The organism is Micromonospora sp. DT43, assembly GCF_049841645.1.
GTDB lineage: Bacteria > Actinomycetota > Actinomycetes > Mycobacteriales > Micromonosporaceae > Micromonospora.
Genome location: NZ_JBNCKR010000005.1, coordinates 331,642 through 356,443, shown reverse-complemented (window position 1 = coordinate 356,443; position 24,802 = coordinate 331,642). Strand labels below are relative to the sequence as shown.

General features: G+C 72.5%; 25 protein-coding genes. 9 read left to right on the top strand and 16 right to left on the bottom strand.

Translation table 11 applies throughout. The annotated features are described in order from the left end of the window. The first annotated feature begins 265 nt into the window (after positions 1–265). Positions 266–475: a PspC domain-containing protein gene (locus tag ACLQ26_RS15685; RefSeq protein WP_234589045.1), complete on the top strand. Its 210-nt coding sequence runs from the start codon at positions 266–268 to the stop codon at positions 473–475. 147 nt (positions 476–622) lie between these two features. Here the strand turns inward: ACLQ26_RS15685 and ACLQ26_RS15680 are convergent, their stop codons facing one another. From ACLQ26_RS15680 to pdxH, 7 genes are all read right to left on the bottom strand, one after another. Beyond that, positions 623–1,438, bottom strand: coding sequence for a DUF4230 domain-containing protein (locus ACLQ26_RS15680; RefSeq protein WP_425745085.1), 816 nt, complete (start codon positions 1,436–1,438; stop codon positions 623–625). A 99-nt stretch (positions 1,439–1,537) separates the two neighbouring features. Further along, positions 1,538–2,698 carry an acyl-CoA dehydrogenase family protein gene (locus tag ACLQ26_RS15675; protein WP_425745084.1) on the bottom strand — a complete coding sequence of 387 codons (1,161 nt, stop codon included), beginning with the start codon at positions 2,696–2,698 and terminating at the stop codon, positions 1,538–1,540. Between the two features lie 35 nt (positions 2,699–2,733). Continuing rightward, positions 2,734–3,039: a type II toxin-antitoxin system VapB family antitoxin gene (locus tag ACLQ26_RS15670; RefSeq protein WP_089002310.1), complete on the bottom strand. Its 306-nt coding sequence runs from the start codon at positions 3,037–3,039 to the stop codon at positions 2,734–2,736. 188 nt (positions 3,040–3,227) lie between these two features. Then, positions 3,228–3,830, bottom strand: a complete 603-nt coding sequence (locus ACLQ26_RS15665) for a nitroreductase family protein (protein WP_425745083.1) — start codon at positions 3,828–3,830, stop codon at positions 3,228–3,230. Continuing rightward, complete coding sequence (locus ACLQ26_RS15660; RefSeq protein WP_425745082.1) at positions 3,830–4,759, bottom strand: aldose 1-epimerase family protein; 930 nt, start codon at positions 4,757–4,759, stop codon at positions 3,830–3,832. Before ACLQ26_RS15660 ends, ACLQ26_RS15665 begins: the two co-directional genes overlap by 1 nt. Positions 4,760–4,777: 18 nt before the next feature. Continuing rightward, positions 4,778–6,076 (bottom strand): MFS transporter, encoded by a 1,299-nt coding sequence (locus ACLQ26_RS15655; RefSeq protein WP_425745081.1) that lies wholly within the window; start codon positions 6,074–6,076, stop codon positions 4,778–4,780. Beyond that, a complete protein-coding gene (gene pdxH / locus ACLQ26_RS15650; RefSeq protein ID WP_425745080.1) occupies positions 6,073–6,789 on the bottom strand; it encodes a pyridoxamine 5'-phosphate oxidase in 717 nt (238 codons plus the stop codon). The genes ACLQ26_RS15655 and pdxH overlap by 4 nt, the downstream gene beginning before the upstream one ends. A gap of 193 nt (positions 6,790–6,982) precedes the next feature. Here pdxH and ACLQ26_RS15645 point away from each other — a divergent pair, with 193 nt between their 5' ends. From ACLQ26_RS15645 to sepH, 3 genes are all read left to right on the top strand, one after another. Continuing rightward, positions 6,983–8,089 carry a citrate synthase 2 gene (locus ACLQ26_RS15645; protein WP_393290092.1) on the top strand — a complete coding sequence of 369 codons (1,107 nt, stop codon included), beginning with the start codon at positions 6,983–6,985 and terminating at the stop codon, positions 8,087–8,089. A 262-nt stretch (positions 8,090–8,351) separates the two neighbouring features. After that, on the top strand, positions 8,352–9,479 hold the full coding sequence (serC, locus tag ACLQ26_RS15640) for a phosphoserine transaminase (protein WP_425745079.1): 1,128 nt from the start codon (positions 8,352–8,354) through the stop codon (positions 9,477–9,479). Between the two features lie 185 nt (positions 9,480–9,664). After that, a complete protein-coding gene (sepH, locus tag ACLQ26_RS15635; RefSeq protein ID WP_425745078.1) occupies positions 9,665–10,747 on the top strand; it encodes a septation protein SepH in 1,083 nt (360 codons plus the stop codon). Positions 10,748–10,898: 151 nt separating this feature from the next. Here sepH and thpR read toward each other — a convergent pair whose 3' ends face one another. The 5 genes from thpR to ACLQ26_RS15610 form a co-directional block, all read right to left on the bottom strand. Further along, complete coding sequence (gene thpR / locus ACLQ26_RS15630) at positions 10,899–11,477, bottom strand: RNA 2',3'-cyclic phosphodiesterase (RefSeq protein WP_425745077.1); 579 nt, start codon at positions 11,475–11,477, stop codon at positions 10,899–10,901. A gap of 11 nt (positions 11,478–11,488) precedes the next feature. After that, complete coding sequence (locus ACLQ26_RS15625; protein ID WP_425745076.1) at positions 11,489–11,998, bottom strand: hypothetical protein; 510 nt, start codon at positions 11,996–11,998, stop codon at positions 11,489–11,491. Positions 11,999–12,135: 137 nt separating this feature from the next. Next, positions 12,136–13,419: an MFS transporter gene (locus ACLQ26_RS15620; protein ID WP_425745075.1), complete on the bottom strand. Its 1,284-nt coding sequence runs from the start codon at positions 13,417–13,419 to the stop codon at positions 12,136–12,138. A gap of 73 nt (positions 13,420–13,492) precedes the next feature. After that, positions 13,493–13,942, bottom strand: coding sequence for a MarR family winged helix-turn-helix transcriptional regulator (locus ACLQ26_RS15615; RefSeq protein WP_425745074.1), 450 nt, complete (start codon positions 13,940–13,942; stop codon positions 13,493–13,495). Positions 13,943–14,058: 116 nt separating this feature from the next. Continuing rightward, on the bottom strand, positions 14,059–15,537 hold the full coding sequence (locus ACLQ26_RS15610; RefSeq protein ID WP_425745189.1) for an NCS2 family permease: 1,479 nt from the start codon (positions 15,535–15,537) through the stop codon (positions 14,059–14,061). A gap of 88 nt (positions 15,538–15,625) precedes the next feature. On the opposite strand from ACLQ26_RS15610, the gene ACLQ26_RS15605 reads away from it, so the two are divergent. Next, the gene (locus tag ACLQ26_RS15605; RefSeq protein ID WP_007454822.1) at positions 15,626–15,871 is read left to right on the top strand and encodes a DUF2530 domain-containing protein; all 246 of its coding nucleotides are present in this window, start codon (positions 15,626–15,628) and stop codon (positions 15,869–15,871) included. Between the two features lie 24 nt (positions 15,872–15,895). Here the strand turns inward: ACLQ26_RS15605 and ACLQ26_RS15600 are convergent, their stop codons facing one another. After that, positions 15,896–16,825 carry a DUF3027 domain-containing protein gene (locus tag ACLQ26_RS15600; RefSeq protein WP_193376564.1) on the bottom strand — a complete coding sequence of 310 codons (930 nt, stop codon included), beginning with the start codon at positions 16,823–16,825 and terminating at the stop codon, positions 15,896–15,898. Between ACLQ26_RS15600 and ACLQ26_RS15595 the strand changes: the two genes are divergently transcribed. Then, a complete protein-coding gene (locus ACLQ26_RS15595) occupies positions 16,824–18,422 on the top strand; it encodes an MFS transporter (protein ID WP_425745073.1) in 1,599 nt (532 codons plus the stop codon). The two genes, ACLQ26_RS15600 and ACLQ26_RS15595, sit on opposite strands and share 2 nt — an antisense overlap. Then, positions 18,419–19,069 carry a futalosine hydrolase gene (locus ACLQ26_RS15590; protein WP_425745072.1) on the top strand — a complete coding sequence of 217 codons (651 nt, stop codon included), beginning with the start codon at positions 18,419–18,421 and terminating at the stop codon, positions 19,067–19,069. The genes ACLQ26_RS15595 and ACLQ26_RS15590 overlap by 4 nt, the downstream gene beginning before the upstream one ends. Positions 19,070–19,097: 28 nt before the next feature. On the opposite strand, the gene ACLQ26_RS15585 is transcribed toward ACLQ26_RS15590, so the two are convergent. Further along, entirely contained in the window at positions 19,098–19,967 is an 870-nt protein-coding gene (locus ACLQ26_RS15585) for a helix-turn-helix domain-containing protein (protein ID WP_425745071.1), read from the bottom strand. Positions 19,968–20,383: 416 nt separating this feature from the next. Between ACLQ26_RS15585 and ACLQ26_RS15580 the strand changes: the two genes are divergently transcribed. Beyond that, positions 20,384–21,214 carry a 1,4-dihydroxy-6-naphthoate synthase gene (locus ACLQ26_RS15580; RefSeq protein ID WP_425745070.1) on the top strand — a complete coding sequence of 277 codons (831 nt, stop codon included), beginning with the start codon at positions 20,384–20,386 and terminating at the stop codon, positions 21,212–21,214. Here ACLQ26_RS15580 and ACLQ26_RS15575 read toward each other — a convergent pair. Together ACLQ26_RS15575 and ACLQ26_RS15570 are read right to left on the bottom strand one after the other, a co-directional pair. Then, complete coding sequence (locus ACLQ26_RS15575) at positions 21,175–21,561, bottom strand: cold-shock protein (RefSeq protein WP_358096360.1); 387 nt, start codon at positions 21,559–21,561, stop codon at positions 21,175–21,177. The two genes, ACLQ26_RS15580 and ACLQ26_RS15575, sit on opposite strands and share 40 nt — an antisense overlap. A 27-nt stretch (positions 21,562–21,588) precedes the next feature. Next, on the bottom strand, positions 21,589–22,212 hold the full coding sequence (locus ACLQ26_RS15570; RefSeq protein ID WP_425745069.1) for an HAD family hydrolase: 624 nt from the start codon (positions 22,210–22,212) through the stop codon (positions 21,589–21,591). Positions 22,213–22,295: 83 nt separating this feature from the next. Here ACLQ26_RS15570 and ACLQ26_RS15565 point away from each other — a divergent pair, with 83 nt between their 5' ends. Beyond that, positions 22,296–24,779, top strand: a complete 2,484-nt coding sequence (locus ACLQ26_RS15565; protein WP_425745068.1) for a helicase-associated domain-containing protein — start codon at positions 22,296–22,298, stop codon at positions 24,777–24,779. The last annotated feature ends 23 nt before the right edge of the window (positions 24,780–24,802 follow it).

The following is a 24,802-nucleotide window of genomic DNA, read 5'->3' as shown; positions in this document are numbered from 1 at the left end:
TGGCCGCCCGGTCGGGTGGCCGCCGGCCACCCGGGATGTGGGTGCCCGACCAGCGAGCCTACCCGCCCAGCTCACCACCCTCCCGGCAGCTCACCGCCGCAAGATCCGGGGGACGGGTGTGGGAGGAGTCGGGGAGGGTTGGCCCGGGTAATGCACCTACGGGTCCACGAGTCGCCGATCCTCCTCGGGACCGAGGGCGGGATGGCCACCCCTTCGTACCGTGGATTGCAGACGCGGCGCACCGCCGCAGAGTGGGAGTACGACGATGAGTCGCAAACTGGTTCGGCCCCGCCAGGGGCGCATGCTCGCCGGTGTCTGCGCCGGCCTCGGTCAGCGGTTCGGCATGTCCGCCGGGATGGTTCGGCTGCTGTTCCTGCTGTCGCTGCTGCTGCCCGGCACCCAGGTGATCGTCTACCTGATCCTCTGGGTCCTCATGCCGAACGAAGACCGCTACCTCGCCTCCACCGGCCACTGACCACTGCCCCGAAACCCGCCCCGACCGCAGATCTTGAACGGAGGGCCGGCGCGGGCCGCGCGCGGCACTACAGGGAAGCGCCCGCTCCGACGGTCGTCGGGGCGGGCGCTTCCGCGCGGTACGGCGGAGGTGGGGAGGTGTCCCGGGTCAGGGTGCGGTGTAGGTGACAGTGACCTGCTGGAAGCCCAGCGAGCGCAGCAGCCCCTCCAGCATCTTGCGGGTGTTCTCCTCGGCGCGGGCGGAGAGCCCGCTGTCCCGGGCGGCGGCGGTGATCCGTTCCTCGGCCAGCTGGTAGACCTGCTGCTGCCGGTTGGGGTCGTTGCCGACCAGGTCGCCGAGCCGGTTGAGCAGACCCCGCTTCTCGGCGAAGACGTAGCTCTTCTCCATGTCGAGATTGGTCTCGCCGAGCTGCGGCGCGGGCAGTTTGATCTCGACCGACTTGCCGTCGGCGGACTGCACGATGGCACCCTCACCGATCTTGGTGAAGTCGACGTACGCCTCGACGCTGCCGGCCCCGACGAACAGGGTGCGTTCGTTGAGCAGGAAGTCCGGGACGTTGCGCCTGTCGTTCTGGGTGTCGACCACTACCTGGAAGTTGCCTTCGGCGGCCACGTAGCGGCTGAGGTCCTGGATCGACTTCAGCAGCGGCGGCTGGCTGCGGTCGGTCTGCTCCTTGGCGAACGGGTTACGGAAATCGGGCAGGAACCCGGTCGCCTGCACGCCGAGCAGCACCACCACGGCCAGCGCGGCGGCACCGAGCAGCAGGAGCAGCCCGCGGGCCGCACCACCGCCCCCGTTCGCACCGCCGCCCCCACCGGCTCCGCCTTGCCCACCGCTCGGGGGGCCACCGGGTGTGTCCGTCATCGGGTCGGGTGTCGCCGCCGAGCGCTCCTTGAGGTCGTCGCCGGTCGGGTAACCGGGGAACTCCCTCGTGGGCTCGTTGATGCCAGCTTCGCGGGCCATCACACTCACCGTCCTCGTCAGACACGTCGTCTACCAATGACGGTACGGCCCCCGTACGACAGCCGCGCGTCGAGCGGCCGGAATGCGTAAACGGGCAGGTCAGGCGAACGCGGAGAGCCCGGTGAGCCGCTGACCGACGACGAGCTGGTGGATCTCGGACGTGCCCTCGTACGTCAGCACGCTCTCCAGGTTGTTCGCGTGCCGCATCACCGGGTACTCCCCGGAGACGCCGTTGGCGCCGAGGATGGTGCGGCACTGCCGGGCGATGGCCAGGGCCTCCCGCACGTTGTTCAGCTTGCCCACGCTCACCTGCTCCGGGCGGAGTCGGCCGGCGTCGGCGAGCCGGCCGAGGTGCAGCGCGAGCAGTTGACCCTTGACCAGTTCGACTGCCATGTCGGCGAGCTTGGCCTGGGTGAGTTGGAACCCGGCCAGCGGCCGACCGAACTGGGTACGGCTGGTGGCGTACGCCAGGGCGGTCTCCAGGCAGTCCCGTGCCGCGCCGAGCGAGCCCCAGACGATGCCGTACCGGGCCTCGGTGAGGCAGCTCAACGGCGCCTTGAGCCCGACCGCCTCGGGAAGTTGGGCGTCGGCCGGGAGCCGGACGTCGTCGAGCGCGATCTCGCCGGTCACCGACGCGCGCAGGGACATCTTGCGGCCGATCTCGCGGGCCGTGACGCCGGGCGTGTCCATGGGTACGGCGAATCCGCGTACGCCCTCGTCGGTGCGTGCCCAGATGACTGCCACGTCGGCGATCGGCGCGTTGGTGATCCACATCTTGGCGCCGGTGAGGATCCAGTCGTCCCCGTCGCGCCGTGCGCGGGTGGTCATGGACGCCGGGTCGGAGCCGTGGTCGGGCTCGGTCAGGCCGAAGCAGCCGATCGCCTCGCCGGTGGCCATCGCCGGCAGCCAGCGCTGCTTCTGCTCCTCGCTGCCGTAGCGCCAGATGGCGTACATCGCCAGTGAGCCCTGCACCGAGACCAGTGAGCGGAGCCCGGAGTCGCCGGCCTCCAGCTCCTGGCAGGCCAGCCCGTACGCGACAGCGGAGGCGCCGGCGCAGCCGTAGCCGGTCAGGTGCATGCCGAGCAGACCGAGTTTGCCGAACTCCAGGGCCAGCTCGCGGGCCGGCACGCGGCCCTGCTCGTACCAGTCGGCGACGTGCGGGCGGACCCGGTCGTCGACGAGCTGGCGGACGACGTCGCGGATCTGCCGCTCCTCCGCGCTGAGCGAAGGGTCCAGGTCGAGCAGATCGAGGGCAGTCATGCCGTCACCTTAACGAAGCCTCAGCCAGCGTCGCTTCACTCGATCGGCCCGCTGAGCACCAGCACGCGGGCGTGGATCTGGTTGCGCTGTTGCAGGGCGGCGCGCAGGGCGCGGTGCAGCCCGTCTTCCAGGTAGAGCCCACCGTTCCACTGGACCACGTGCGGAAAGAGGTCGCCGTAGAAGGTCGAGTCCTCGGCGAGGAGCTTGTCGAGCGCCAACTCGCGCTTGGTGGTGATCAACTGATCCAGGCGCAGCGGACGGGGCGGAATCTCCGCCCACTGCTTGAGCGTCAGGTTGTGCTCCGGGTAGGGACGCCCGTCCCGGACCGCTCTGAAGATCACGACGGCACGCTCCCCTCCCCGTGGCCGGGCCGACCGACGACGCCGAGCCGGGCCGCGGCGGGCACCGCGTGGCGCGGCACCGATGACCGTGCCAGCCTAGCCGCCCAGCGCACGAGTCGTTCTGCTCCCCGATGTCAGTTTCGCTATCGCTCGTCCGATCCTCAAGCCGGACGAACGGGACGGCCCGCTCAACTCCACCGTCCGCGCCGTACCACCTCGTCCATGCCGCGCCGTCCCCGGCGCAGCGACGGTGACCGATGGTCCGGTGCGCGGTAACCGATTGTGACGGCGCCGATGGGCTGGTACTCCTCCGGCACGCCGAACGCGTCCCGGTAGGCGGCCAACCGCTGCGGCGGAATCCCGAAGAAGCACGCCCCCAGCCCCTCGTCCACGGCGGTGAGCAGCATCAGCAGCGCGGCGAAGCCGGTGTCCACGTGCCAGTAGGGCACCGGCCAGCGGTCGGCCGACCGGTCCGTCCAACCCTTGTCCGGCTCCGCGTACCGCCGCAGGTAGGCGGACTCGTTGGCGTGCGGCACCACGATGAGCGGCGCCCGGCGCATTCCCGCCAGCCAGCGCTCCCGGCCTCCGCCCTCCGGGGTGGTGGCGGCCCAGAACAGTTCCCGGTCGGCCGCCTCCTCCAGCACGAGGAAGCCCCAGCCCTGGGCGAACCCCGCCGACGGGGCGTGGACGGCGTGGTCGAGCAGCCGGTCCAGCACGTCGGGCGGGACGGGACGGTCCGGGTCGTAGTTGCGCACCATCCGCCGACGGCGGACGACCTCGGCGAACTCCATCAGGCTCCGGGACGGATGCCCCAGGCACCCCGCCAGGTCGTGCCGGGCTTGAGGGTGAGCACGTCCTTGCCCGAGCGGAACGCGTCCGGCGGGCAGGTCATCGGCTCGATCGCCACCGAGCGCCGGTGCCGCTCGCCGGTGAGCGCGTCCCCGGTGAACACCTGCCACCAGCCGAACTCCGCGTCCGCCCAGATGCTCACCCCGGACGACGAGTCCGGCGCGGCCAGGCTCACCGAGGAACCGCCGTCGGCGTCGCGGATCACCTCGCCGAAGCAGGCGTCCAACTCCGCGCCGCCGATCCGACGCGGGCTGGTCCAGTCGTACTCGGTGCCCGCCACCGGGGTCACCCCGACCGGGAGCAGCCGACCGTCCACCAGCACGCGGGTACGCGCCGGCAGCCGCATGACCAGGTCGTCCACCGCGACACCCGGCAGTTGCAGGTACGGGTGCACGGAGAAACCGAACGGGGCCACCTCGGCGCCGATGTTCGTCACCTCGTGCTCGGCGCGCAGACCGTCCGCGCCGACGCTCCACCGGCTGACCAGTCGCAGCGGCCACTCGTAGCCGGGCTGCGGCGGCAGGTCGTAGCCGAGGGTCACCGCGTCTACGGACTGCTCCAGCAGCCGCCACGGCACCCAGTTGACCAGCCCGTGGATGGCGACGTGCCGCTCCGGCTCGGTCAGCGCGAGCTGGTGCGTCCGGTCGGCGAACGGGTAGCGGCCGTCGCGGATCCGGTTCGGCCAGGGCGCGAGCACCTGCCCGGCGCAGCCGGGGCACACCTCGTCGGCGCGGTACCCGTCGAGCAGGTCGACGCCGTCGTGCCGGTACGTCCGCAGCCCGCCGCCCACCTCCACGATGACGGCCTCGTGGCCCGCGGCGGCGATGGTCCACTGTGCGCCGGAGAAGGGGCGCTGGTCGGGGCTTTCCATGTCGGCGACCCTAACCGGTCACGGCTTGTCGCCGCTCGACGCCGTCGTGGCCCGGTAGCGCAGCAGCGCCGGGAAGGCGACCGCGAGCACCACCACGAGCACCGCCGAGGCGAGCCCACCGGCGACCCAGGCCACCCCACCGCCGAGACCGGCGGCCATGGTGCCGGCCCGCAGGTCACCCAGGCGCGGCCCGCCGGCCACCACCACCGTGTTGACGCCCTGGAGCCGACCGCGCATCCGGTCCGGCGCGTACACCAGCAGCATGGACTGGCGCAGTACGGCGCTTACCAGGTCGGCGGCGCCGGCCACGGCGAGCAGCAGGACCATCAGCCAGAGCTGGTGGGCGAGCCCGGCGGCGGCGATCGCCAGGCCCCAGCCGACCACCGCGACCACCAGGCCGACCCCCTGCCTGCGGAGCCGACCGATCCAGCCGGAGGTCAGTCCGCCGATCATGGAGCCGATCGCGATGGCGCTGTAGAGCAGGCCGACCGAGCCGCCGCCACCGAACCGCTCGTGGGCGATCTCCGGGAACAGCGCCCTCGGCATGGCCAGGATCATCGCGATCAGGTCCACGCCGAAGGAGAGCAGCAGCACCGGCGTGGTGGCGAGGTACCGGAATCCGTCGATCACGCTGGCCAGGCCGGCACGTCGGGCCTGGCCGTCGGCGGTCGGCTCGGGCGGGAGCGAGGGCAGCCGCAGCGCGGCCCACAGCATGGCGGTGAACAGCACCGCGTCCAATCCATACGCGATCGGCAGGACGACAGTGGTGTCCGGCGAGGCGGAGAGGATCAGGCCGGCGGCGAGCGGGCCGGCGACCGAGGCCGCGGTGAAGGTCGTGTAGTTCAGGGTGGTGGCCGACGCCACCAGGTCGTCCGGCACCAGCCGGGGCAGCATGGCGCTGCGGGCCGGCGAGGTGATCGCGAACGCCACGGACTGCACCGCCATCAACGCCAGCAGCAGCACCGGGCTGCCCACGTTCAGCAGCGCCTGGACCAGCAGCCCGAGGGTGGATGCCCAAAGCAACAATGACCCGCCGAGCAGCACCGCCCGGCGGTCGCGGGCGTCGGCCACCGCGCCGCCCCAGAGCCCGAAGATCAGCAGGGGTACGAACGCAGCCACACCCAGCAGGCCCACCCAGAACGAGTCCCGGGTCAGCGCGTACATCTCCACCGGCACGGCGACGGCGGTGAACTGGAAGCCGAACATCGCCACGGTGTTGCCGAGCCACAGCCGCCGGTACGCCGGTACGCGCAGCGGGCGGACGTCGATCGCCCAGCGGCGCGCTCCGCGCGGCCGGGCCTCCTGTACGCCCGTCACGGCGCCAGCCGCTCGACGACCCAGTCGCCCGCGTCGAGGCGACGGAAGCGGAGCCGGTCGTGCAACCGGCCGGCCCGCCCCTGCCAGAACTCCACCGAGTCCGGCCGGACGCGCAGACCACCCCAGTGCGGCGGGGTCGGGATGACGTCCGCGTCGGCGTACCGGTCGGCCACCTCCCGGTAGCGCTCCTCCAGCGCGGCCCGGTCCGGCACCACCTGCGACTGCGGGCTGGCCCACGCGCCCACCTGCGAGCCGCGTGGCCGGCTCGCGAAGTACGACTCGGTCACCGCCTGGTCGACCGGGGCGATCGACCCGGCGACCACCACCTGACGCTGCATGGGAAACCACGGAAAGACCAGGCTGGCGTACGGGTTGGCGGTCGCCTCGACGCCCTTGCGCGACAGGTGGTTGGTGAAGAAGACGAAACCCTCCGGGTCGTACCCCTTCAGCAGCACCGTCCGCCCGCTCGGCCGGCCGGCCGGGTCGGCGGTGCCCACCACCATCGCGTTCGGCTCGGGCAGCCCGAAGGCCACCGCGTCGGCGAACCAGCTGTCGAACTGGGTGTGCCAGTCGGCGGCCAGGTCAGCTTCGGTCAGGCCCAGGTCCGCGGCGTACTCGTTACGCATCGCGGCCGGGGCGGGTGTGTCGCCCGTCACGTCCCCACTCCTCCTCGGCGACCCGACCAGCACCCTCCCGCGCTGGCCAGTCCGCATCGCCCAGTCTCACCGAGTGACGCGGAGAATGCGCGTCCTCAGATGTCGTGTGCAGCACAGTCGCAGCGGGTCGCGTATCCGGTTACACAGCAGGCAAGATGTTCCGAACACATCCCTGAGGGTCGCCTAAGGCGCTCGGCCGACCGGGCCGACTCAGCTGATCAGGCGCACCGAGCAGATGCAGGAGAGCGACATGGCCGATTTCAAACCCGGTCTGGAGGGCGTCGTCGCCTTCGAGACCGAGATCGCCGAACCCGACCGCGAGGGTGGCGCGCTGCGCTATCGCGGGGTCGACATCGAGGATCTGATCGGCCAGGTCTCGTTCGGCAACGTCTGGGCGCTGCTCGTCGACGGCCGGTTCGGGCCGGGCCTGCCGCCGGCGGAGCCGTTCCCGGTGCCTGTGCACTCCGGCGACATCCGGGTCGACGTGCAGTCGGCGGTCGCGATGCTGGCCCCGTACTGGGGGCTCAGCCAGCTGCTGGACATCTCCGACGAGCAGGCCCGTGCCGACCTCGCCCGGGTGTCGGTGACCGCGCTCTCCTTCGTCGCACAGTCCGCCCGTGGCCTCGGCCTGCCCGCGGTGCCGCAGAAGGAGATCGACAAGGCGCAGACCATCGTCGAGCGGTTCATGAAGCGCTGGCGGGGCGAGCCGGACCCCCGGCACGTCAAGGCCGTCGACGCGTACTTCATCTCGGCCGCCGAGCACGGCCTGAACGCCTCCACCTTCACCGCGCGCATCGTCGCCTCCACCGGGGCGGACGCCGCGGCCTGCATCTCGTCGGGCATCGGCGCTCTCTCCGGGCCGCTGCACGGCGGCGCGCCGTCGCGCGTGCTCAGCATGTTGGAGGCCGTGGAGCGCAGCGGCGACGCGGAGGGCTACGTCAAGGGCGTCCTGGACCGCGGCGAGCGGCTGATGGGCTTCGGCCACCGGGTCTACCGTGCCGAGGACCCGCGCGCCCGCGTGCTCCGGCGCACCGCCAAGGAGCTGGGCGCACCGCGCTTCGAGATCGCCGAGGCGCTGGAGAAGGCCGCCCTCGCCGAGCTGCAGGCCCGCCGCCCCGACCGGGTACTGGCCACCAACGTCGAGTTCTGGTCGGCTGTGGTCCTGGACTTCGCCGAGGTGCCCGCGCACATGTTCACGTCGATGTTCACCTGCGCCCGGATGGGCGGCTGGAGCGCGCACATCCTGGAGCAGAAGCGTCTGCAGCGGCTGGTCCGCCCGTCCGCCCGCTACGTCGGCCCGGACACCCGCAAGCCCAGCGACGTCGAGGGCTGGGCGGCCATCCCGCACGGCGTCTGACCGGTACGCAGGGCCCCTTCTGGCGACTCACGTCCAGGAGGGGCCCTTTCTGTGCGGCCCGGACATCGACACCGGGGTGTGGCGAAGGACTCAGGCCGGCCCTCGGGACCCCGACTTCCCCGGCCCGGCCCGGGTGCGAGGATGAGGGCCGGCAGTGTCGCCGGATCGCCGGTACGGATCCCGGCCGCCGTGCGCCCCGTACGCGCCCGCCGCCGGTCCGCGCCGAGCCCTCCCTCGCCCATGCGGAAGGACCTTCAAGACCGTGGCTGACGCACCGATCATCCGGATTCCCGACGAGATCAAGCCCGCCGACGGACGTTTCGGCTGCGGCCCGTCCAAGGTCCGTCCGGCGGCCGTGTCCGCGCTCGCCGAGGTGGCGACCAGCTACCTGGGCACGTCGCACCGGCAGAAGACGGTCCGCGACCAGGTGGCCCGCCTGCGCTCCGGCATCGCCGAGTTCTTCTCGCTGCCCGAGGGCTACGAGGTCGTCATCGGCAACGGCGGCACCACCGCGTTCTGGGAGGTCGCCACCTTCGGTCTCGTCCGCGACCGGGCGCAGTTCGCCAGCTTCGGCGAGTTCGGCGCGAAGTTCGCCAAGTCGGTCTCGGACGCCCCGTTCCTGGGTGAGCCGACCGTCCGCAAGGCCGCTGCGGGCAGCGCGCCGACGCTGGTCGCCGAGGCCGGCGTGGACGTGTACGCGACGCCGCACAACGAGACCTCGACAGGTGTGGCGGTGCCGATCAGCCGGGTGGCCGGTGCGGACGAGGGCTCGCTGCTCCTGGTCGACGCCACCTCGGGCGCCGGTGGCCTGGAGGTAAACGTCGGCGAGACCGACGTCTACTACTTCGCGCCGCAGAAGTGCTTCGGTTCCGACGGCGGCCTGTGGCTGGCCCTGATGTCGCCGGCCGCGCTGGAGCGGGCCGCCGAGATCAAGGCGTCGGGGCGCTACATCCCGGCCTTCCTGGACCTGGTGACCGCGATCGACAACTCGCGGCTGGAGCAGACGTACAACACCCCGGCGCTGGCCACCATCTTCCTGGCGGCCGAGCAGACCGACTGGATGAACGCGCAGGGCGGTCTGGCCTGGGCGGCCAAGCGCACGGCGGAGAGCGCCGCGACTGTGTACGGCTGGGCGGAGCGGTCCACGGTGGCCACCCCGTTCGTCACCGACCCGGCGCTGCGGTCCAATGTGGTTGCGACCATCGACTTCGCCGACGGCGTGGACGCCACCGCGATCGCCAAGGCGCTGCGGGCCAACGGCATCGTGGACACCGAGCCGTACCGCAAGCTCGGCCGCAACCAGTTGCGCGTGGCGCTGTTCCCGGCCGTCGAGCCGGCCGATGTCGAGGCGCTGACCGCGTCGATCGACTACGTGGTCGAGCACCTCTGAGCATCGTCACGGTGGGTGGTCGTCGAGGGCTCGACGGCCACCCACCGTGATCATCGCCGCAGCTCAGTCGCGACATGCGGGGTGTCGCTTCCCCCACCCCGAGACAGATGCGCGTACGGTGGTCCGAGACGCCTGGGTGGCCGACTCGTGGCGTGCGGCCAGCGAAGCGGGACGGAGGCAACGTTATGCGCCCAGTACGCTTCGTCGCCCTCTCCGAGGACGGCCAGGCCCTGGTGCTCGCCGACGAGGTCGGGCGACTCCTCGCCCTGCCGATCGACGAACGCATCGCCGGCGTGATGCACCCCGAGCCGGGTGCCCCGCCGCTCGCGGTGGCACCGACCACTGCCGATCCGATTCCCTCACTGTCTCCTCGGGACATCCAGGCCCGCATTCGCTCCGGTGAGTCCGCGGAGGATGTCGCCCGGATCGCCGGGGTGCCTGTCGACCGGGTGCTGCGCTACGCCGGCCCGGTGTTGCAGGAGCGGGCGATGCTCGCCCAGCACGCCCGCCGCACCCGCCTCAAGGGCGCGGAGAAGCCCACCCCGCTCGCCGAGGTGGTCAACGGCCGGCTGAGCCAGCACGGCATCGACACCGAGAAGATCTCCTGGGACGCCTACCGGCGCGACGACGGCACCTGGCGGATCATCGCCACCTGGCCGTCCGGCAAGGCCACCGCGCAGGCCATCTGGGACATGGACAAGGCTCGGCAGGTGGTCACGCCGCACGACGACATGGCGCAGTACCTGTGCGCCGAGCGGCCCACGCCGATCCTCGGCCAGGAGCCGGCACCGGAGCGGACCGGGCACGGCCTGCCCGGCCCGTCGCGTGGCGAGCCGAGCCGTGGTGGGCACGGGTTGCCTGCCGCGTCTGAGCACCCGCGCCCCGGCCGCGATCCGATCCGGGCTGGCCGGGACGCGCTGCTCGCCTCCCTGGACCGCCCGCTCGGCGGCTCGTCGGGTCGTGGCCTTGAGCCGCGTACCCCGGCTGCTCTGGCCGGGTCGGACTCTCCCCGGCAGCGGCCGGTCGGCGGCGGCGCTGCCGCGCTGCTCGGCGGCGGTCAGGGCTCGGCCTTCGACGACGACTCGGACGCGCCCAAGGAGGTCCCGGCCGTGCCGTCGCTGGCGGTGCTGCGGCCCCGCCGGACGGGTACGGCCGCTGCGGCGGCCGGCGGCGAGTCCACCGACGCCAACGGCAAGCCGCGCAAGCGCCTGCCGAGCTGGGACGACGTGCTCTTCGGCAGCGGCCCGGCGGCCCGCGAGTCCTCCTGACGCGTGAGACGTCGGCGGGTCGGCTGACCGCCACCGCCGACACGCGGCAGTCACTGCGTGATCCACGCGGCATCAAGGAAACCGGGCCATCGATCCGAACAAGAAGCCCCGACTTCCAAGAACCCGAGTGGATCACGCCTGGCTCGACAAGTCAGAGCGGCCAGGCGGCGAGGCGGTCGTAGCGCGACCGGAGGCCGAGGTGGCTGCGGACCAGCACCAACTCGGTCGCCCGCCACTCCGGTCCCTGGTAGTCGTTCAGGGCGACCCGGTCGGCGTCGACGGCAGCCGAAGCCACCCGGTCGCCGGGCCGGGCCACGGTCAGGTGCGGGCGGAACGGCCTGTCGTCGTACGGCAGCCCGACGTGGCGCAGCCGATCGCGGATCAGCCGGGCCAGTGCGTGCAGCGCGTCGACGTCGCCCCGGACATCCGTCCAGAGCACTGTGCGTCGACCGTCGCCGAACACGCCGCCGCCGCCGAGACTCAGCCGGGGCGAGGCGTCCCTGTCGTCGCGGAACCCCTGGGCGGCGAGCCCGAGCGCGCTCCGCACGTCGGCCAGGCGGGCGGTCTCGACCTCACCGAGGAAGGCCAGGGTGAGGTGCAGGTCGGCCGGGTCGGCGAGCCGGACGGCGGTGCCGGCGGCGGCCGCCGCGCCGACCCGCAGCCGGACGACCTGCGCGCCGAGATGGGTGATCGCCTCGACGGGCGGGTAGACGGCGACGAAGAGCCGCATCGGTCGGCCGGTCAGCGGTGCCGTTGGCGGTGTCCGGCGCGGGCCGCCGGCAGGGTCAGGCCGGCGGCGTGCAGCACACCCTCCACGCGTATCCGCTCGATCTGCTGGTCGACGCCGCTCAGCTCGGCGAGGTGTTCGGTGATGCCGAGGGCGCGGCAGGCCAGCCGGAGTCGGTCGTCGTACGCCTGGAGCACCGCGCCGTGCCAGACCATGGACCGGGCGTTGCCGCCGAGCCGCTGACCACCGAGGCGGCGCAGGTCGGCGGCGAGCTGTTCCAGTGGGCGGCGGTCGGCGCGGTCGAACTCGCTGAGGTCGATGTCGCGGGTCAGCGCGTCGGCTTCGATGGCCCGGTCGAGGCGGGCGATGGTGCGGCGTTCCCGCCGGCGCTCGCGCCACTCGGACCAGCCGCAGACCACGCGGTCGATGATCTCGTCGGCGCAGAAGAGCAGGGCGAACGCGGCCGGGAGGCTGGCCACGGCGAGGAACGCCAGGGCGAGCATCAGCGCGCGTTCGACTCCCACATATCGACGCTAAGCCCCGTCGTCCCGCCCCGCCACCGAATTGGCCGCATCCGCGCTATCCGCCGATCCGGACCTCCGCACGTTTCCCGACCGTGCGCGCGGGCCCCGTTCCGGTCGGAAGGGGCCCCACGCGCGGCTCAGCAGTCGGTGGAGGTGACGTAGAAACGGGGCATGGGCAGCACCCGGAAGCGCAGTCGCGCACCGGCGCGGCGCAGTTGCCAGGTGAGGGCGATCAGCGCGGTGGCCAGCGAGATCAGCCCGCCCATCCAGATGCTCGCGCCGGCGCCGAAGTGCTCGGCGACCCAACCGATGAGCGGTGCGCCGACCGGGTTGGTGCCCAGGAACACCAGCACCCACAGGGCCATCACCCGGCCCCGGAAGGCGGCGTCCACCCCGAGCTGGACGCGCTGGTTGGCGGCCTGGGCGAAGAAGACCATGAAGAAGCCGGTGGGCACGAGCAGCACGACGACCAGCCAGTACGTCGACGCGAAGCCGACCAGGGTGCCGAAGCTGGCGCAGGCGATCGCGGCGCCGAGCACCAGCCAGACCGAGGGTCGGCTGCGCCGACCCGTGCCGCTGAGCGCACCGCACAGCGCGCCGACGGCGAGGGCGGTGCTGAACAGGCCGAAGGACGCGGCGCCGGTGTGGAAGACCGTCTTGGCCAGCGCGGCCAGGGTGAGCTGGAAGTTGAACAGCGACATGCCGATCACCGACATCACCGCCATCGGCAGCAGCAGGTCCGGTCGACGCCACACGTACCGCAGCCCGTCGACGACCTTCGCGGACGCCCGCTCGTCGCGCGGTGGGAGTGCGTCGCGCTGCAGTTCGCTCGTCCGCATCCGGACCACGTTGACAAGTGGCGCGATGGAGCTGACGGCGGTGAAGAGGAAGACCGGGCCCACGTCGAAGGCGGCGATGGCCAGGCCGGCGACCGCCGGGCCGACGATCCGGGCGGAGTTGAACACGGCGGCGTTCAGCGACAGGGCGTTGGGCAACAGCGGCGTGCCGACCAGTTCGGAGACGAACGCCTGGCGGACCGGGGTCTCCACGGCGTTGGCCGTGCCGAGCAGGGCGGCGAACGCGAACACGTGCCAGAGCTGCACCAGGTCGGTCAGCACCAGCAGGGACATCCCCAGCGCCAGCACCGTCCAGAAGGCGTTGGCGGCGAAGAGCAGCACCCGCTTGTCGTACCGGTCGGCGAGGCGGCCGGAGAGCAGGGTGAGCAGCAGCACCGGGGTGAACTGCAGCGCGGTGACCACGCCGAGCGCGGTGGCCGAGTTGTCGGAGAGCTCGAGGACGAGCCAGTCCTGGGCGATGAACATCATCCAGACGCCGATCAGTTTGATCAGCTGCCCGGACGCGAAGAGCCGGTAGTTGCGGACCTGTAGGGACTGGAACATCGTGCTCAGCTTGGCCTGCACTCTTGGTGCGCCTCCTTCGGACGTACACGTCATCGACAGGTGACGGCACGGCCGGAGTGGCGCGGGCGCGGGCTCAGGCGCGAGCGAGCTGCTGGAGAATCTCGGCGGCCCTGTGCAGGGTCTCCCGGTCGTTCTCGTCGAGCTCGGCCAGCCGGTGGGCCAGCCATTCGTTGCGGGCCCGCTCGAACTGGTCGAGCACGGCCTGCCCCCCTTCGGTCGCCGCGAGGATGACCTGCCGGCCGTCGGTCGGATGGGGGGTCCGCTGCACGAGGCCGCGGTCCTCCAACTTCGCGACGATCTTGGTCATCGTCGGTGGCTGCACCCGTTCGACATCGGCCAGTTCCCGAGGCGTCAGCGCGCCCGCCAGCCGCAGGCTGGTGAGCGCGGAGAGCTGGGTGACCGTGAGGTCGCCGACCGGTCGGGCCTGGCGGACCCGCCGGTTGAGTCGGGTGATCGCATCTCGCAGCTGGGGAGCCAGCTGCGCCGGTGGCACGCGTTCCGCCGTCACCGTCCGCTCCGTCACGATAGTTAGCTTAACTAATGAGCCTGGCTAACGACATCCGTTATGACCAGGCTCACGGGGACGTTTGTGCTGTTCCGGGCGGGGAATCCTGCTCGGCTCCCCGCCCGGACGGCAGGTCAGAGCACCAGCGACTCGATCGGCCCGCGCAGGAAGTACAGCACGAAGAGCACTGCCACCCCGTACAGCAGGGGGTGGATCTCCCGGGCCTTACCCCGGGCCAGCTTCAGCACCACGAAGGTGATCAGACCGGCGCCGATCCCGTTGGAGATCGAGTACGTGAACGGCATCAGCACGATGGTGAGGAACGCCGGAATGGCGATCTCGTAGTCGGACCAGTCGATCGTCCGCACGGCGGTCATCATCAGGAAGCCGACCACCACCAGGGCTGTCGACGCCGCCTCGAACGGCACGATCACGACCAGCGGCGCCAGGAACATCGCCAGCAGGAAGAGCACGCCGGTGACCAGGCTGGCCACGCCGGTCCGGGCACCCTCCCCGACACCGGCAGCACTCTCGATGTACGACGTGTTGCTGGAGGTGCTTGCCGCACCGCCGGCCGCCGCGGCGATCGAGTCGACAAGCAGGATCTCCTTGGCCTTCGGTGGCGTGCCCCGCTCGTCGAGCAGGCCACCCTCCTGGCCGACCGCCACCATCGTGCCCATGGTGTCGAAGAAGTCCGTGATCAGCAGCGTGAAGACGAACATCAGCACGACCACCCAGCCGGCCCGGCCCCACGAGTCGAGCACGTTGAACTTGCCGAGCAGCGACAGGTCCGGCACGTCCACCACCGTCTTGGGCAGCTCGGGCACGTTGAGCGCCCAGCCCTTCGGGTTGGGTTTCCCGTCGACGAACGACGGGCCGATGTTGGCGACCGCCTCGACGATGACCGCCAGCACTGTGGAGGTCAGGATCCCGATCAGGATCGCCCCCTTCACCCGGCGGACCACAAGCACCAGCGTGAGCAGCAGGCCCACCACGAAGACCAGCAGCGGCCAGCTCACCAGCTTGCCGCCGATGCCCAGGCCCACAGGCACCGTGGTGTTCGCGACGTCCGGGATCCGCCGGACGAAGCCCGCGTCCACCAGACCGATGATGGTCAGGAAGAGGCCGATGCCGACGCCGATCGCCGTCTTCATCTGCGTCGGCACCGCGCGGAACACAGCGGTACGCAGGCCGGTGAGCACCAGCACGGCGATGATCACACCCTCGATCACCACCAGGCCCATCGCGTCGGCCCAGGTCATCTCGGGGGCGATCTCGTACGCCACCAGGGCGTTGACGCCCAGGCCGGCGGCGAGCGCCAGCGGGAACCGGCCGACCACACCCATCAGGATGGTCATCAGGCCGGCGACCAGCGCGGTCGCCGCGGCCAGCGCCGGAATCGGGAGGGACTTGCCGTCACCGTCGACGGCGCCGCCCAGGATCAACGGATTGAGCACCACGATGTACGCCATCGTGAAGAAGGTGGCCAGGCCACCGCGTACCTCACGGCTCAACGTCGAGCCGCGGGCGGAGATCTCGAAGAACCGGTCGAAGCCGTTACGCGGATGAGCGGGGTTGGGAGGTGTGCCGTTCTCGGGCGGCGCTACTGCCATCAGGACCTCGCAGGTGATCTTCCGGTTGTCGCGCGCATCGTCCCAGATCACCGGCGGGCAGGGGAAGCGGATCGCGTACGCTTGCCCGATGCCGAACGACCAGCCACCGCGTCCCGCGCCGCTGGACCCGCCGATGGTGCCGTTCGCCGTCGCCGGGCTGATCGCCTGGGCGGTCGTCGGGCTGGTGCTGCTGGTGTTCTTCCGGGGCTGGCTGACCGAGCACGATCACGAGAACTGGCTCTGGACCTGCCTGGCCGGTTTCCTGTGGGGGTTCCCCGGCCTCGCCGTCATGCTGCGTCACGACGCCAACCGACGCCGCCGCCGCGCGAACTGAGCGCACCCGGCCACGCGCGAGCGCTCAGGGGTGCCCGTACGGCTCCGCCGGCTCGGCCGCCTCCACCGAGCCCGGGGCACGGCTGACCGACATGGCCTCCACCGCGCTGTCGTCGTACACCGTGGGAAGATCCTCCACCGCGGTCTCGGCGGCCTCGATCAGCGTCTCGGAGTGGGCGCCGCAACCGTGGTCGGCGCTTACCACCCGGCCGTCGTCCGGGGCGTAGAAGTTGCCGCAGGCGCCGAACGCCTGCCGCAGCGAGCCGGCCAGCGGCAGGTAGAAACCGCAGGTCCCGCAGCGGGCGGCGGCCGGGGCGGCGGTGGAGATGGCCGCCGTGGGGCCGTGGTCGCCGTCGTACCAGCGCTGTGCCGCGTCGGCGCGCCCCTCCCGGGAGAGCACCCGTGCCCGACCGAGACCCAGCTCCCAGGCCGTCTCCTCGACCGCCGGGTCGTCGGAGAGCAGGTAGCCGGGAGCCAACCGCTCGTCCTCCGGGGAGGTCGGCAGCAGGTCACCAGGGCCGAGGTCGCCCGGCTTGAGCCGCTCCTGCCAGGGCAGCCAGCCGGGCGCGAGCAGCGCGTCCGGGCCGGGCAGCAGCACCGTCTCGCAGATCGTCACCGTCTTGCTGCGCGCCACGCGGGTGACGGTGACCGCCCACCGCCAGCCGCGATAGCCGGCGAGGAGGCACTCGAAGTAGTGGGTGACCAGCCGTTCACCCTCGGCAACGACCTGCAGGTGGTCGCCGACGTCGTCGGCGTCCACCTCGGTGATGCCAGCGCGGGCCACCTCGACGGCGGCGGCGCAGACCTGGTCGAGACGGGCGGCACGGGTGGAGACGGGCCTGGTCACCCGACCATTGTTCCCCATGCTCCCCGCAGGGGTGACAGGGACTCCCGGGGAACCTTTCACCGCAGTGGTGCGGCGTACCTGGATCAGATGGGCGAGGATGGTGCACATGCCGTCGTACTCCCGCTCCGGGCGATCCGTCCTCGGGCGGACCGTCGGCACCGGCATTCGGGCCGTTCGCCTGCTCCTGCGTGGTTCGGTGGGCGGCGGCCGCTGGGTGACCCGCCGGGCCGGCCGGGCCCGGACCCGAGGCGCCGGCGGCGAGGTCGGCATGATCCGCCTGTTCGACCTGCACGCCGTCTCCTGCGCCGGTGACACGCTCATCGCCATCGGCCTGGCCGGGACGATCTTCTTCAACGTGCCGCTCGGCGAGGCCCGCAGCAAGGTCGCGCTCTATCTGCTGGTGACCATGGTGCCGTTCGCGATGCTCGCCCCCGTGGTGGGCCCGCTGCTGGACCACTTCCGGCACGGCCGGCGGTACGCGCTGGCCGCCACCATGCTCGGCCGGGCGTTCCTGGCCTGGCTGATCTCCGACTACATCCACGGCTTCGGGCTCTATCCGGCCGCGTTCGGTGTGCTCGCGCTGTCGCGTGCCTACGGCGTGGCCCGGTCCGCGGCGGTGCCCCGGTTGCTGCCGGAGGGGCTGGGCCTGTCCCAGGTGGGCGCGCGGGCCAGCGTCTACGGCACGGTGGCGGGTGCGCTCGTCGCGCCGATCGGGTTGGCGGCCTTCTGGTTCGGGCCGCAGTGGCCGCTGCGCGTCGCGTCGGTGATCTTCCTGATCGGCATGGTGATCTCCCTGCGGCTGCCGCCGAAGGCGGACTCGGAGCCGCCGGAGCGGGTGCCCCGCGCGCTGCGTGCGCTGGGTCGCCGTAAAGACCGGCCGCTGGGCCGGGGCCGACCGGCCGGGCGGCTGGTGATCGCCACCCTGGTCGGCGCCGCGACCCTGCGCGCGGTGTACGGCTTCCTGCTGCTGTTCCTCGCCTTCGCCATCAAGAAGGGTGACCTGACCACCGGCGTGTTCGGCCGGGACCTGGGCGCGGAGTGGGCGCTGGGGCTGATCGGCGGTGCGCTGGCCGTCGGCAGCTTCCTGGCGACCGCCGTCGGCACCCGCTTGCGCATCCACCGGCCGACCGCCATCCAGTCCAGCAGCATGATCATCGTGGCGGGGGTGGGGGTGCTCGCCGTCATCCAGTTCTCGCTGCTGATGGTGGCCCTGCTCTGTCTGGTCACCGCGCTGGTCAGTGGGGTGGCCAAACTCGCCGTGGACGCCTCGATCCAGGAGCGCATCCCGGAGCGGCTGCGGGCCAGTTCCTTCGCCCACTCCGAGACGGTGCTGATGCTCGCCTTCGTCGTCGGTGGCGGGCTCGGGCTGGTCCCGTTCGACGGCCGTACCGGCATCGCGGTCGCCGCCGGCGTGGGCATCCTGGCCGCCGTCCGGGGGATACTGGTCGCTGCCCGGCTGCGCGCCGAGAAGCTCGCCGGCCGGCCGCTGGGTGACGACGAACTGGCCGAGGACGAGCCGGAGGCCGAGCCCGCGAACGTCGCACCCACCTCGCCGGCGCCCACCCAGGCCAACCCACCGCAGCACGACGAGCCGGGGCTCGCGCCGCCCGGCTACCACATCTACCGCCCCTCCTCGTCGGTCGGCGGCCCGGGCGGCGGAGCGGACGACGAGACCCGCCGAGAGTCCCCCGGCTCGCTCTCGTGACCGGCCTACTGGTGGTGACCGCGGTGCCGGCCGAGGCGGACGCCGTACGCGCCGGCCTGACCGACGCCAGCGTCACAGTCGCCCCGATCGGGGTGGGCCCGGCCGTCGCGGGTGCCGCCACGGCACGGCTGCTGGCCCTGGCCGAGGCGGCCGGCCGTCCGTACCGCGCGGTGGTCAGCGCCGGTGTGGCCGGTGGCTTCACCGGGCGGGCCGCCGTCGGCGACACGGTGCTCGGCACCGCGAGCATCGCCGCCGACCTGGGCGCCGAGTCGCCCGACGGCTTCATCGCTGTCGACGAACTGGGCATGCCACCCGCGCTGCTCGGTGGAGGCAGCATCATGCCCGCCGACCCGGGCCTGCTCGCGGCGCTGCGGGCGGCCCTGCCAGCGGCTACGACCGGTCCGGTGCTCACCGTCAGCACGGTCACCGGCACCGCCGCCAGCACCGACGAGCTGCGCCGCCGGCATCCGGAGGCGGTCGCCGAGGCCATGGAGGGGTACGGAGTCGCGGTCGCCGCCGCGCAGGCCGGGGTGCCCTTCGCCGAGCTGCGCACCATCTCCAACCCGATCGGTCCCCGCGACCGCGACGCCTGGCGGCTGCGCGAGGCCCTCACCGCGCTGACCACAGCGGCTCCAGCGTTGCGCTGAGCGTGCGACTGGCCGGCGCCGCCCTCGCTCACCTGTAACTCAACCGGCCTGGCCGACCCAGCCGCAGTGCCGCGGGCCGGCGGGCCTCGATCTCGAAGCCGCACGCCAGCAACAGCTCGATGCCGGCGTCCTCGGCTATCGCGGCGGCGTCGTCGATACCCGCCTCACGCATATCGGTGACAAGTGCAGTGACCAGCCTCCGCCCGAGCCCCAGCCGTCGGTGACGGGGATCAACGAGCACCCCGTCGAGCGCCATCTCCCGCTCCGGTAACTGCGGGTCCCATTCCCCGTGCTCGAGGTGCGGACTCCGTTCATGGGCCCGCAGCTCGCCGACCAGCTGCCCGTCGGGAAGCTCGGCGACGTACCGCCAACAGACGGACGGCAGGTCGCCACCCACCACCCGGCGTACCCGGGTCGTCCGTCGGATCTCCGCACCCCACCGTCTGTTGTCGCGGTAGCGCCGGTTCAGCTCGTAGGCCGCCGGCGGCAGCGGCAGGGGATAGCGCTCGGGCGGCAACCTGTACCACGCCGCCCACCACGCGCCCGGCCAGTCCCGAGGCTCGTAGACCGGCCAGACGTCCAGATGCGCCGGGTACCGCCGCTCTGCCATGTCCCGCATGTCGTCGTGCGGGACAGACGTCGGTTCGATGACGGCGGGTCTCGCCGTTGGCGTGCCGAACGCGACCTCCCCTCTCGCGGCCCGGACGAGGCGCTCCACCGTCCGGAATCGCGGATCGGCGACCCGCCCCGACTCGATCCGCGCCAGCGTCGGCTGCGGCACGCCGGCCCTCTCGGCCAACTGCCGCTGACTCAGATCGGCCTGGCGACGCAGAGCACGGATCACCTTGCCCAGGTCGGCTCCGACAGTCTCGATGGTGCGGTCAGTCACGTCGGTCACAGGGCGATGTTTCCGCGAGCTCAGAGGGCTATCAACACCCTCGCCGGACCTGTGGATAAGCCTGTGGACAACCGCCGGGACCGGTGGACGGTGGATGGTCCACCCCGCCGTCCTTTGGAGCTGATGCCGCAAACGAATCACCACTTCGGCTCCGCTACTGCCCGAGGCCCACGGATGTCGCTTTCTGGCCGTCTGGATTCGGCCTCGCGCAGTGATGCATTGACGGCATCAGCTCCAAAGGAAGCCCGAGGCAGGTGCCCGGTCCCGCCAGACCGGCCCGGCCAGCGCGGCCCCGACGCCAGCCCGCCAGGCCAGACCGGCCCGGCCCAGCCACACGGGCCCGCCCAGTCGGTCGTGGATCACAGTGGGCGGGGCGCGCACGGGCCGCGGGTCGGGTGCGGGACTAACGTGAGGGTGTGGCGCTCTCCCTGGCGATCTCGCCCTGCCCCAACGACACGTTCGTCTTCGACGCCCTGGTGCACGGGCGAGTGCCCGGCGCGCCGCCCGTCGAGGTGACGTACGCCGACGTGGACGTCACCAACACGGCAGCCGAGCGGGGCGCGTTCGACCTGGTGAAGGTGAGCTACGCGGCGCTGCCCTGGCTGCTCGACGACTACCACCTGCTGCCCTGCGGGGGCGCCCTCGGTCGCGGGTGTGGACCGCTGGTCCTCACCAGGGGTGACCGCGCGGACCTGGCCGGCGCCACGGTGGCGGTGCCCGGCGATCGGACGACCGCGTACCTGCTGTTCCGGCTCTGGTCGGCCGGGCAACCACCGGCCCGGATCGAGGTGGTTCCGTTCCACGAGATCATGCCGGGCGTCGCGGCTGGTCGCTTCGATGCCGGGCTGGTCATCCACGAGGCCCGGTTCACCTACCACCGGCACGGGTTGACCGCGCTCGTCGACCTCGGCGAGTGGTGGGAAGCCGACACCGGGCTGCCCATCCCCCTCGGCGCGATCCTGGCCCGGCGCGGCGCGGTCGACCCCGTGGCCGCGGCCGGCTGGATCCGCGAGTCGGTCCGCCAGGCCTGGGCGGACCCGACGGCCAGCCGGGAGTACGTCCTCGCGCACGCCCAGGAGATGGAACTCGACGTGGTGGACCGGCACATCGGCCTCTACGTCAACGAGTTCACCGCCGACCTGGGCGACGCCGGCTTCGCCGCGGTGACGGCGCTCCTCGACCGCGCCGCCACCGCCGGACTGGTGCCTCAGACCTCCAGCTCGCGGGCCACCGCGTGGACCAGCTGAGCGATCTTCTGCGCCGCCTTCTTGTCCGGGTACCGGCCCCGACGCAGGTCCGGCTGGACCTTCGCCTCCAGCACCTTGATCATGTCTTCGACCAAGCCGTGCAGTTCCTCAGCCGGCCGACGTCGCAGCTCCGCCATCGACGGCGGCGCGTCCAGCAGCTTGACGCCCATGGCCTGTGCGCCCCGGCGGCTGTCCACCACGCTGAAGTCGACCCGCTGACCACCCTTGAGGTCGGTGACGCCCGCCGGCAACGCGGCCTTGGGCAGAAACACGTCGCCGCCCTCGTCACTGGTGACGAAGCCGTATCCCTTGGCCGTGTCGTACCACTTCACTCGACCCGTAGGCACCTGAAAACCCCTGCTTCACTTGAGCCGCTACTGCTTCCAGGCTAGCTGGATCAAGCCGTCGAGCGCCGCTGGGAATCCGGTGAGATCGTCCAGCACCACTGCCGCGCCAGCGTCCCGCAGCTCATCCGGGGAGCACGGCCCGGTCGCGACAGCGATTCCGGGCACCCCCGCCGCGCCCGCCGCCACCATGTCCGCCACGTGGTCACCGACGTAGTGGGTCGCGCCGTGCTCCCGCAGGGCTGTCGCCTTCTGCTCGGCGAACAGGTCACCGGCCAGCTCGTCGACCGTGAGACCGAGGTGCTCCAGGTGCAGCCGGGCCAGCCGGGCGATCTTGGACGTGACGACAAGCACACGACCGCCCCGCGCGCGGATCGCCTCGATGGCCTCCCGCGCCCCGGGCAGCGGAAGCGTCGGGGTGATCGCGTACGCGGGGTAGAGCTCGCGGTACGTCAGCACAGCCGACTCGACCTGCTCCGGCGGGAACCAGTGCGCGATCTCGGTACGCAGCGGCGGGCCGAGCCGGGACACCGCCAGCTCGGCGTCGACAGGCACACCTGTCCTCGCGGTCAACGCCCGGTACGCGGCGGCGATGCCGGGGCGGGAATCCACCAGGGTCATGTCGAGGTCGAATCCGACGGTCAGTGCGGGCATGTCGAGAAACGTACCGGTGACCCCCAACCGGCCGGACGTCCGAGGGGCGCGACAGCCCCACCCCGGGCTAGCGTGGAAAGACGATGACCACCTCACTCGCCGACCACCTGCGGTCGCTGCCCGACGAGTCGCTGGCCGCGCTCCTCCAGCTCCGGCCGGACCTCGTCGTGCCCGTGCCCGCCGATGTCTCCGCCCTGGCCATCCGCGCCCAGTCCCGGGTCTCGGTGGCCCGTGCCCTGGACGGGCTGGACCAGTTCACCCTTCTGATCCTCGACGCCGCCCGGCTCACCCGACACCCGGACGAGGGCACCACGGCCACCGACGCGGTGCTCGCGATGGCGACCGCCGGGCCGCACCCGCCGGCACCGACCGCCGTCCGGGCCGCCGTGGGCCGGCTACGAGCACTTTTCCTGCTGTACGGCCCGGAGCACGCGCTGCACGTGGCGGGCGCCGTCGACGAGGCGACCCCGTACCCCGCCGGCCTCGGTCGACCGGCTGCGGACCTGGACCCGCGCACGGCAGCGCTCTGCGCGGACCCGGCGAAGCTGCGCCGGACGCTGCTCGCCGCGCCCCCGTCGGCCCGGGCGATCCTGGACCGGTTGGCGGCCGGACCGCCCGTCGGGAGCGTGCCCCCGGGCGCGTTGCAGGCACCGCCGATCGGCACGCAGGACGCCGTTCTCGCCGACCCGACGAACGGTGGCGCGCCGACCGGCTCACCGGTGCGTTGGCTGGTCGACAACAGGCTGCTGGTCCCCATCTCCTCCGGCTCGTCGACGGCCAGCGGCACGGTGGAGCTGCCCCGCGAGGTGGGTTTGCTGCTGCGCCGCGACAGCGGCCCGCTCGGGCCGTTGCGCAGCAGTCCGCCGCCGGTGGCCGCCGCCCCGCGTGAGCCGAAGGCCGTCGACTCGGCCGGCGCCGGCCAGACCATGGAGGCGGTACGGCACACCGAGGGGTTGCTGGAGCAGCTGGCCGCCGAGCCCGCGCCGGTGCTGCGCTCGGGTGGCATCGGCGTTCGGGACCTGCGCCGACTGGCGCGTACCGCCGGGCTGGACGAGCCGACCACGGCCCTTCTGCTGGAGGTGGCGTACGCGGCGGGGCTCGCCGGTGAGCTGGAGATGTCCGGTTCGGCGAGCGGCCGGTACGGCGCGGATCAGCAGGTGCTGCCGACCGGTGGGTACGAGGTGTGGCGTGCCGCCTCGCTGGCCCAGCGGTGGGAGCACCTGGCCCGTGCCTGGTTGACGATGACCCGGCAGGTCGGCCTGGTCGGCCGGCGGGACGACCGGGACCGGCCGATCACCGCGCTCTCCGCCGAGGCCGAGCGTGCCGGCGCACCAGCCACCCGGCGGGCGGTACTCGGGGTGCTCGCCGACCTGGAACCGGCGACCGCGCCCACCCCGGAGGAGGTGCAGGCCCTGCTGGACTGGCGTGCGCCACGGCGCAGCCGGGGTCGGGAGGCCGCCCACCGGGAGGTGCTGGCCGAGGCGGCGCAGCTCGGCGTGACAGGCCTGGGGGCGCTCACCTCGTACGGGCGGTTGTTGCTGGGCGAGCTGACGTCGGCCGATGAGCCGGACGGCGACCCGCTGGGGTTGCACGTGGACGCGGAGAGCGGCGACCCGTCGAGTGCCGCGCGGGCGTTGGACGCGTTGCTACCCGCCCCGGTCGATCACTTCCTGGTGCAGGCCGACCTGACAGTCGTGGTGCCCGGGCCGCCGGAGCCGGCGCTCGCCGCCGAGCTGGAGGCGACTACCGAACCCGAGTCGGCCGGCGGGGCGAGTGTGCACCGGGTGACCACGGCGAGCGTGCGGCGGGCGCTGGACGCCGGTTACACGGCCGACGACCTGCACGAGTTGTTCCGGCGCCGGTCGCGCACCCCGGTGCCGCAGGGGCTCAGCTACCTGGTGGACGACGTGGCTCGGAAGCACGGCGGGTTGCGGGTCGGAGCGGCCGGGGCGTACCTGCGCAGCGACGACGAGGCGCTGCTCACCGAGGTGCTGGCCGACCGCAGGCTGGAGCAGTTGGCGTTGCGCCGGCTGGCGCCGACGGTGCTGAGCACCCCGTACCAGGTCAGCCGGATGCTCGTCGCGCTGCGGGACGCCGGGTACGCCCCGGTGCAGGAGGACGGCACGGGCGGCACGATGCTGTCCCGGCCACGGATCCGGCGTGCTCCGGCGCGGGTGCCGGTGACCACCCGGACGTTGGACCCGCTGGCCGCGCCGAAGCTGCCGATGCCCCGGCTGCTCGGGGTGGTGGAGCACATCCGGCGCGGCGACGCGGCGGCGCGGGCGGCCCGGCGGGCGCCGGCAGTCGTCCGAGGCGGGGCGGCGGGGCTGGGCGGTGGCCCGGTGCCCGCGCACACCCACACCGAGGCCCTGGCGGTGCTTCAGCAGGCGGTCCGCGACAAGGCGCTGGTCTGGGTCGGTTATGTCGACGCCCACGGGGCTACCGCGTCCCGCCTGGTCAAGCCGGTGTCGATCGGCGCGGGCTACCTGCGGGCCGAGGATGAGCGGACCGAGATGCTGCACACCTTCGCACTGCACCGGATCACGGCTGCGGTGCTGGCGGACTGAGCAGGGGCACCGCCGCCGGCCGT